An 8,256-nucleotide genomic window follows, 5' to 3' on the forward strand; every position below is an offset into this window, starting at 1 on the left:
GGCCAGCACCCCCGCTGCAACCCCAGCCCCCGAGAGCTTCAGAAAACGTCGGCGCGTGATCCTGCGTCTCATCTTCTCCTCCTCCGTTACCCCATATGGTCTTTATTCTACGCGCATATTAGATCGTTAATCAACATTTTTAATGTGATTTATTGTTGCGCAATCTTATTGCGAGTTTTAGCAACCCGACTGTTTGAAAGTCTAGATAGTCGAGTGGTTGCGTACTCATTATTGAAGAATATACGGAAGAATCCTGTGTTTGATCCGATCGCGCCGTTCATGGCGGATGTGTCGGCGCAGTACAGACGTCCAGACAGTCCTCCCCTCACCGTCCCTTTACCACTTTATCTGAATATTCAACAACCTGACAGTTCAGCAGTTCGATCATCCCGAGGAATCGGGACTCGTACCCGGAGCCCGGGGTCCGGGAAAGGAGGGACGCCCGGCATAGGCCCGTCGCCAACTCGACAGGCCCCGGTCTACGGACACACACGCCCCCAGAGGCCTCTGTAGGGCCCTCAGAGCGTCCGGAAGGGATATTCTGGTATAAAAGTATCCGCTAGGGAGCCAGGGCCGTTTCTGCGGCCGCCACCAACCACCATCCCCGTGGTCCCTACCAACCAGCCAAATGAAACACACGACCAGTCCAGCTCAAAAGTTTATGCGTACTCGAAAGTTTGAGTTGTCGACAGTCCGGATAATGAGAGTGGAGGAGGTGATTACGGGGAGAGTGAGTGAGAGGCGTACATGATCTCCGGACGGGTGGATCAGGAACACGGAACGCCGAAAGGGCTCCCATGAAGCTCCTGGAAGAAGTGAATATCTGAGTATTCAACAGTTTGCAGATTTGAGTTGTTGGACGTTTCGTTTTAAGATGAGGCCATGCCGAAGATAGTGACCGTACTGGGAAGAAAGGGTGGGGTGGGCAAGACGTGCACGGCGGTACATCTGGCGGCGTATTTTGCTGAACAGGGTCCGACGCTCTTGATAGACGGGGATCCGAACCGGAGTGCGACGGGATGGGCGAGGAGGGGGGAGCTTCCGTTCGAGGTATGTGGGGTAGCGCAGGCGGCGCGGCGGATAGGGGAGAGCGAGTACGTGGTGATGGACACGGAGGCGCAGCCGAGCCGGGAGGATCTGGAGGATCTATCAGAGGGAGCGCACTTTCTGGTTCTTCCGTCGCCGCCGGACGTGCTGGCGCTCGAGGTATTGTGGAAGACAGTCGAAGATCTGATGGAGATGGGGCGAACAGATGGCTTCAAGATACTGCTGACTATGGTGCCGCCGTGGCCGAGTCGGGAGGGGGAGCAGGCGAGGGCCGGGCTGGTGGAGGCCGATCTGCCGATCTTCGAGGCTCAGATCCGGCGACTCGCGGCCTTCCCGAAGGCAGCCTTCGCCGGGGTGCCCGTTTACAAGGTCAAGGATCCCAGAGCCTGGTTCGGGTGGAAGGATTACGTGAGGGTCGGAGAGGAGGTAATCTCATCGCTATGAGCGAGGGAGGGAGCAAGTACGCGAGCCTTTTCAGGACGAGCCGGGAGGAGGAACCGGAAGAGGAGCAGGTCCGTCCGCTGCGGCGTAGGAACCGCCGGAAGACCGGCAAGCGAAGCAATCCGGCCTACCGGCAGGTGACGGCGTACATAAGGACCGACACCTACGAGCTGGTCCACTACGCCCTGGTGGGCAAAAAGAACGAGCGGGGCAAGCGACTTGAGTTCAGCGAGCTGGTCGACTCGCTGCTGCGCGAGTGGGCCGCGGAGGAGGGCTGGACGCCTGAGGAACTCGAGCAGTTCAGAACTTAAAGGGTCGGGGTGGGGAGCGGTCTTCGAGCGCTCCGCTGTCACGGACCCGTTCCACAAGTCCTCTAGCTCCGACTCAGGCGTCCCAGCGCGACGTCCACGGTCTTACGGCCGCCGCCCCGCTCGACCGTCAGGGTGACGCTCTCCCCTAGTCGGTAGCGCTCGAGCGCCGCGATGAGGTCCCCGAGTCGCTCACCTTCCTTGAGCCCATCCCGACGATCACGTCCCCGCGCCTTACCCCGGCGCTGGCCGCGGGCCCACCCCGCTGGACATACGTGACCAGCGCGCCGGAGTCGACCGGGAGGCCGAAGCGGCTCGCTATCTGGGGGGTGAGATCGGTCAGGGCGACGCCCAGGTAGGGGTGGGTGGCCCGGCCGTTCTGGATTATCTGGTCGGCGATGGAGGTGGTGGTGTAGGAGGGGATGGCGAAGCCTATGTTCTCGGCCCCTGTCTGGCCCGGCGGCAGGTAGGCCTCGTTTATCCCTATCACCTCGCCTTTGATGTTGGCCAGCGCCCCGCCGGAGTTGCCGGGGGAGATGGCGGCGTCCGCCTGGATCAGGTTGGTGAGTTTCCCCGGCTCACTCCGGTGGGGATCCATTCATTTGTGAGGATAGCGTGCGGTTACGACCACCCCTGAGCGTGCCCGGAAAGAGCCCCTCTTGAATACCCTGTAGTGCGTACCGTCCCTGTAGTATCTGTAGCTGTAACGGATCATCCTGCCTCTCACCGCCGAAAACCACACGCTATAGGCCTTCTGCTTGCAGCGCGGGGCCGGTTGATCGCGTCCCATGGTCTGGCAGAATTCGTACCCTGGTTGTCCGTCTATACCGCGCTGGTAGACGGAGATCGCTCTCCCTGGGGAAACATTGCCGTTTATCACGAGTCTGAACCTGCCGCTCACCATCACCTGGGGAGCATGCGCCCGTGAACTGGATGGTCTCTCTGCCAAAGCCGTCCCCACGATCGCGGCGATCATAGCAAGCGCCACGAAAAGCAGAAGAGCCCATTTAAACCCACTCCTCATTCTCAGCAAACCGCCTCCTTCCAACCGTGGGGCACGTGCGATCTCGTCGCCCGCCCCTATGCCCGGTGCAGTAATCTCTCGACTTATCGGATCGTGGGCAGAACGAATTTAGACACCCCGGGCAGGGAGCGATCAAAATCCAGATGGGAATACAAATCAAGGGTGCGAGTAGTCGATCGCCCATCCAGCATCCGTCCCTGCCTGTCGGGATCAGCCAGAGGACACCTTCTACCCTAGGGTCTTCACGGGTTCCGTCGAGAGGTCAGATCCGCTCAGAGCGGAGGCGGGGTATGACCTCGCTGCCGAGCAGCCGGATCGCCTCCATCACCCGGTCGTTGTCCATCCCGGGCCACTGGAGACGCAGGATGACAAAGTTGACCCCGAGCCTGCGCTCATACTCGAGCAACTCCTCCGCGACGGTCTCCGGATCGCCGATCAGGAACCTCTCTCTGGTCAGCTCTTCGAAGGGCAGAGCCAGCGCGTCACCGTGCGGCATCACTTTATCTTGGCCCCATTCGACGTAGGTCGAGTACTTCTTCTCCAGGTAAGGTCGGGCGAGCTCCATGGCCCGCCGGTTCGACTCAGCGATAAAAACCTCTCTGGACATCGGCAGCGTCTCGGGTTCTTCCTTACCCGCTTCCTCCAGCGCCTGCCGGTAGACGGGCATCTGCTTCTCCAGCGAGCTCAGCTTCGCGTGGGGGTTTATGAACCAGGCGTCGCCGAGCCGGGCGGCCCGGCGCACGGCACCGGTGCTGTTCGCCCCGATCCAGATTGGGGGATGAGGACGCTGCACCGGACGCAGGTTGCTCCCAACCCCCGAGAGTCTGAAGCCATGACCGGTGTGTCTTACGATCTCTCCGGCCCAGAGCCGCTTTATGACGTCGAGCTTCTCCTCGAAGACCTCGATCGCCCGGGACTTGTCCACCCCGAAGGCCTCGAACTCGACCTCCCGGTAGCCAAGCCCGGCGCCGAATATGGCTTTGCCATTCGTGATGACGTCGAGCGTGGAGATCATGTCGGCCGCCTCGACCGGGTTGTGGAGTGCGAGCAGCATGATGCCCGTTCCAACCTTCATGTGCCCCGCCTCCGCCGCCACCCGGGCCAGAAACGTGCTCTGATGCAGCATCTGGTACTCAGGCATCAGGAAGTGCTCGAAGTAGAAGACCGCGTCGAAGCCCAGCTCCCTGGCCAGAGCAGTCTGCTCGAGGTGCTCCTCGAAGCGGCGCACCATGTCCTCCCCGGCAAGGTGCTGGCAGGAGAGCGAAAGACCAAACCTCATCAGACGGTACCCCCTCTGGCATCTCTATCCGCGTACCGACCGGGCTGCGGCGTAGCCTGCCCGCCGTCCGAAGACAGCGCCCGCCGTCAGCCCGCTGCCCCCGGGGTAGTTGTGGTAGAAGAGCCCGCCTACAAGCTCCCCCGCGGCGAAGAGCCCCGCCATGGGTCTTCCCCCGCGGTCGAGCACCCGACCATCCTCGTCTATGCGCAACCCTCCGAAGGTGAAGGTGATGCCACACGTTACCGCAAAGGCCAGATAGGGTGGCGTGTCCAGCGGCAGTGCCCAGTTGGACTTGGGGGGTATTATCCCCCTTGTGCGTTTGCCGTCTTTTACCGCCGGGTTGAACTCACCGGGTTGTATGGAGGCGTTGTACTCCTCCACCGTCCTGGCGAGCGCCTCCTCATCGACCCCGATCTTGCTGGCCAGCTCGCGCACGCTTCTGGCCTCGTAGCGGGAGACGCCGGGGGCCGTGTACTCGTCCTGCCTGAGGAGCGGCTCGGTCTTGGCGTCGAAGAGCTGGTAGGCGATGGCCCCGGGCTGGCGCAGGATCTCTGCTCCGTACCTGGCGTAGGTGTAGTTGCGGAAGTCCGCCCCCTCGTCGATGAAGCGTCGCCCTTCGGCGTTCACCACGATCCCGAGAGGGTAGGACTGTTTGGTGAGCAGGTTCGTGAGCTCCAGGTCGCCGACCTCCGGAGCATTGGCGTCCCAGGCCACCGAATGGCAGCCGCTCCAGTGCCCGTAGGGTTGGGCCCCGAGCTTCAGCGCCATCTCAAGTCCATCCCCGGTGTTGTACGGGGTGCCTCTCACCTTCGCCAGATCCCATCCAGGGCCCAGGTACTGGGCCCTCATACGCACGTCAGACTCGAAGCCCCCGCAGGCAAGCACCACCGCACCGGCCTCTATCTCTTGCTCCCCTTCATCATCGCTCCGGCATACCACACCTCTCACACCGCCTTCCCCGTCGGGGAGTAGGGAACGCACGGCGTGCCCGTAGCGCACCTCAACGCCGGATCTCTCGGCAGCCGTGGCATGCTGGTACATGAGCCCTTTGCCTCCCCCCACGCTCCCGAGCGCCAGGTTTCCCCAGAAGCGGTGCTTCCCCTCCACCTGATAGGACTGTCTCTCGTAGAGGAGCCTCCAGCGTATCCCCTTCTCCTTGAGCCACCTCACCACCTCGCGGGCGTCGTTCGCGAGGATGCTGGCCAGTGTCTTGTCCGAGCGCCCGTGGGTGACGCGCATAAGATCCTCCAGGAAATCCTCTGGGCCGTAGGGGGGTAGCTCTGTACGCGCGAGCCTCTCTTCGTCCACCTCGTCCAGCAGCGGCACCAGATCATCGAGCCCCGCGTAGGTGGTGCGGAAGGCGCCCGCGGTGAAGTAGCTGTTGCCCCCACCCCACTCCTTGGGGGCTTTCTCCAGGAGCAAGACACGCTCTGCATGCTCCCTGGCGGCGTGGGCCGCGCAGAAGGCTGCGTTGCCTCCCCCGACAACGACGACGTCGTAGCGATTTCTCATAGGCTCCTTTCGGGCTTCTGGCTCCCATTCGAACTCACGGCTTGGCCGACCTCCTCTCCTCCGACACCACCTCCAGCGACCGGCGCTCGGTGCGGGGCCCCAGGGCGCCGACGGTCAGGGCGCAGACGAGCCAGCAGATGGCTATGAACACGAAGACCGGAAGGTACCCGAGCCCGGCGAAAATGGCGCCTATAATCAGTGGGCCCACGACGTTGGCGAGGCGGCCGACGCCGTAGGCGAGGCCGGATCCGGCGTTGCGGATCTCGGTCCTGTACTGTTCCGGGGTGTAGGCGTAGAGGAGCGCCGCGAAGGCCTGTATGAAGAGGGTGACCAGGAAACCGAAGACGGCGATCGTGGCCGTGTTGAACGCGAAACCGTAGAGCACCCCGCAGACGGCGATCGCAACCGAGACACCCACTATCGACCACTTCCTGCCGAACCTGTCCGAGATGGGGTAGGCGATGAAAGCCCCCGGGATGTTGCCCAGGCTGATCACGGCGGCCCAGGTGACCGACTCGAGCAGCGAAAAGCCGTGCTTGAGCAACAACTCCGGCACCCACGCGACGAAACCATAGAAACCGACCGTCTGGAAGGCCCAGGTGATCCAGAGCATCGCCGTGCGCCTTACGTACGGCGCCCGCCAGACGTTCCGTAGACCTCCCGTCCGGCCTCCAGCTTGCGTCGCATCGTCCGCCCCTTCCTCGTCCGCCACAGAGAGATCTCCGGGCTGCACCTCCACCCCGGACATCCCGGCCACGCGCTCCACGGCGGCGGCAGCCTCATCATGGCGCCCGTTGTCCTCGAGCCAACGCGGTGACTCGGGCAGGGGACGGAAGAGAACCAGAAACAGGATGCCAAGCGCCCCGAAAACAAACACGAACCGCCACCCCTCGGGGCCGAGCGGGACGACGAACTTCGCCACCCACGAGGTTACCGGGATTCCGAGCAACCCGATCCCGAGCGTCAGCGCCTGATACCGGCCCCGCTTGTCAGCAGGGAACACCTCCGCGAGGTAGGTGATCGCCGTAACCGTCATCGCCGAGAGCCCCATGCCGGTGAGGACGCGTGCGAGCAGGATCGGCACCTCCGTCGCCGGCACGAGTGCGTTCGCGAGCGAGAACACCGAGTACCAGACGATCGCATACACCAGCGCCCTCCTGCGTCCGAGCCGATCTGAGAGCCATCCCCCGACCGCAGCCCCCGCAAACATCCCGAAGAATCCCGCCGAGGTGATGTGGGATACCTCAGAGATCCCAAAACCCGCGTACTTCGTGAGCCCCGGCGCCGCATACGAGAAGGTGTTGAGATCCCCGAGCTCGAAAAAGAAGGCAAAGCACAACGCTACTATCACCCGCCGGTGAAAGGCCCCAATCGGTAGCCGGTCCAGATACCCCGAAACCCCCGTACCACCTACAGCACTCCCCGACATGGAAACCCCCTGCTCCTTTCCCACGCTTATTGTATTTTTATTGTATACAATAATCCTGCGTGGGCGCAAACGGGCGGCGGGTGTTTCATTAGGCGGGTAGTGTTTAGTTCAGTCGAGGAGCATCTCTATACGAAGTCTCCTGGCATTGCGCATGTGTTCTGAGGCTAACCTCTCGGCCAGGTCGTCGTCACGCTCTTCTATGGCCCGCAGCATGCGGGCGTGTTCTTCGAGAGATCTCTCCACCCACTCGGGGATTTCGTAGGTGGTTCTTCCGAAACGCCGGACGGAGTGTTCGATCTGGGTGAGGAACCGGTCCAACAGCCGGTTCGAGGAGGCCTCCCTTATCACCCGGTGGAAGTCCAGGTTCAAACGGGCAAGCTCTCTCGGGTTGCTCTGGCTGGCGGCCGCCCGTCGCATATCGTCGAGCACCCCCTTCAGAGCCTCGAGCTGTTCTTCCGAGCGGTGTCTGGCCGCGAGCCGGGCTGCCAGGCCCTCCAGGTTCTCCCGGACCGCGTAGATCTCGAGTATGTCATCCAGGGTTATACGGGCCACCACGGCGCCCTGGTTCGCCGTCAGAACTACCAGTCCTTCGGCAGCAAGGCGTCGCAGCGCCTCGCGCACGGGCGTGCGGCTTACAGAGAGCTCGCGTGCGATCTCGCCTTCGCGCAGCCAGGCGGAAGGCTCGAGCGTGCCGTCCAGGATCGCCTCGCGCAGGGCACCGGTTACAGCCTCGCTCGTCCTGCCCCATCCGGGCTCCTCGGTCGCGTAGCGAGCCAGGGGAGAACCGGAGGTGCGGCCCGTTTTACCAGCGCTCTCCATTCCCATGCCCGGAGAGGGGTTCCGGGTGCCGTCATCTGGCATCTCTCGACCGTCCTTCCGCCGACCGGCGCGAATCATCGAGACCCGATTATAAGGGCAACCGTGCCACTTCACCGCACACACTGAAGCGAAGAACCACCTCCGCCCCCGAAAACAGGGCCCGACCCGCAACACCACAGATAATCGCCACGAAAAACCACACGACAGCTTACAGGAGCACCGATAAGAGGCCCCTCTCGCAAACCACCCCCGAATTTCCTTACGAAGCTTCAGCTAGTTGTTGTTAATAGTTGAAATAAAGTTATTTTGTCTCTTGATTTTGATTTTTTGTGTTTGTATAGTGAGGTTAATAACGAGGACCTGAAGCAAGTGCAGGTGGGGACTTGAAGGTGGGGGA

At 62.3% G+C, this 8,256-nt stretch carries 8 protein-coding genes; 2 read left to right on the forward strand and 6 right to left on the reverse strand.

Going from position 1 to position 8,256, the window contains the following annotated elements; all coding sequences use genetic code 11:
- Window positions 1-72 (reverse strand): twin-arginine translocation signal domain-containing protein (locus PJB24_RS15980; protein ID WP_420541973.1); only part of this gene is annotated, 72 nt, incomplete at its 3' end.
- A gap of 810 nt (window positions 73-882) precedes the next feature.
- Between PJB24_RS15980 and PJB24_RS15530 the strand changes: the two genes are divergently transcribed.
- Complete coding sequence (locus PJB24_RS15530) at window positions 883-1,491, forward strand: ParA family protein (RefSeq protein WP_273847514.1); 609 nt, start codon at window positions 883-885, stop codon at window positions 1,489-1,491.
- The gene (locus tag PJB24_RS15535; protein WP_273847515.1) at window positions 1,488-1,799 is read left to right on the forward strand and encodes a hypothetical protein; all 312 of its coding nucleotides are present in this window, start codon (window positions 1,488-1,490) and stop codon (window positions 1,797-1,799) included. The genes PJB24_RS15530 and PJB24_RS15535 overlap by 4 nt, the downstream gene beginning before the upstream one ends.
- Window positions 1,800-1,944: 145 nt before the next feature.
- Here the strand turns inward: PJB24_RS15535 and PJB24_RS15540 are convergent, their stop codons facing one another.
- From PJB24_RS15540 to PJB24_RS15560, 5 genes are all read right to left on the reverse strand, one after another.
- Complete coding sequence (locus PJB24_RS15540; RefSeq protein ID WP_273847517.1) at window positions 1,945-2,394, reverse strand: S1C family serine protease; 450 nt, start codon at window positions 2,392-2,394, stop codon at window positions 1,945-1,947.
- Between the two features lie 688 nt (window positions 2,395-3,082).
- Entirely contained in the window at window positions 3,083-4,099 is a 1,017-nt protein-coding gene (locus tag PJB24_RS15545) for an LLM class flavin-dependent oxidoreductase (RefSeq protein ID WP_273847519.1), read from the reverse strand.
- A gap of 24 nt (window positions 4,100-4,123) precedes the next feature.
- Window positions 4,124-5,611 (reverse strand): FAD-dependent tricarballylate dehydrogenase TcuA, encoded by a 1,488-nt coding sequence (gene tcuA, locus PJB24_RS15550; RefSeq protein WP_273847521.1) that lies wholly within the window; start codon window positions 5,609-5,611, stop codon window positions 4,124-4,126.
- A 34-nt stretch (window positions 5,612-5,645) separates the two neighbouring features.
- Window positions 5,646-6,962, reverse strand: a complete 1,317-nt coding sequence (locus PJB24_RS15555) for an MFS transporter (protein ID WP_273847523.1) — start codon at window positions 6,960-6,962, stop codon at window positions 5,646-5,648.
- Between the two features lie 186 nt (window positions 6,963-7,148).
- Window positions 7,149-7,901 carry a GntR family transcriptional regulator gene (locus PJB24_RS15560; protein WP_273847525.1) on the reverse strand — a complete coding sequence of 251 codons (753 nt, stop codon included), beginning with the start codon at window positions 7,899-7,901 and terminating at the stop codon, window positions 7,149-7,151.
- Window positions 7,902-8,256 lie beyond the last annotated feature (355 nt).

The organism is Rubrobacter calidifluminis (assembly GCF_028617075.1).
GTDB lineage: Bacteria > Actinomycetota > Rubrobacteria > Rubrobacterales > Rubrobacteraceae > Rubrobacter_E > Rubrobacter_E calidifluminis.

Excerpts from the sequence above, each read along its gene's own strand:
- PJB24_RS15530 (WP_273847514.1), top strand. The coding sequence starts at position 883 with ATGCCGAAGATAGTGACCGTACTGGGAAGAAAGGGTGGGGTGGGCAAG.
- PJB24_RS15535 (WP_273847515.1), top strand. The coding sequence starts at position 1,488 with ATGAGCGAGGGAGGGAGCAAGTACGCGAGCCTTTTCAGGACGAGCCGG.
- PJB24_RS15540 (WP_273847517.1), bottom strand. The coding sequence starts at position 2,394 with ATGGATCCCCACCGGAGTGAGCCGGGGAAACTCACCAACCTGATCCAG.
- PJB24_RS15545 (WP_273847519.1), bottom strand. The coding sequence starts at position 4,099 with ATGAGGTTTGGTCTTTCGCTCTCCTGCCAGCACCTTGCCGGGGAGGAC.
- tcuA (WP_273847521.1), bottom strand. The coding sequence starts at position 5,611 with ATGAGAAATCGCTACGACGTCGTCGTTGTCGGGGGAGGCAACGCAGCC.
- PJB24_RS15560 (WP_273847525.1), bottom strand. The coding sequence starts at position 7,901 with ATGCCAGATGACGGCACCCGGAACCCCTCTCCGGGCATGGGAATGGAG.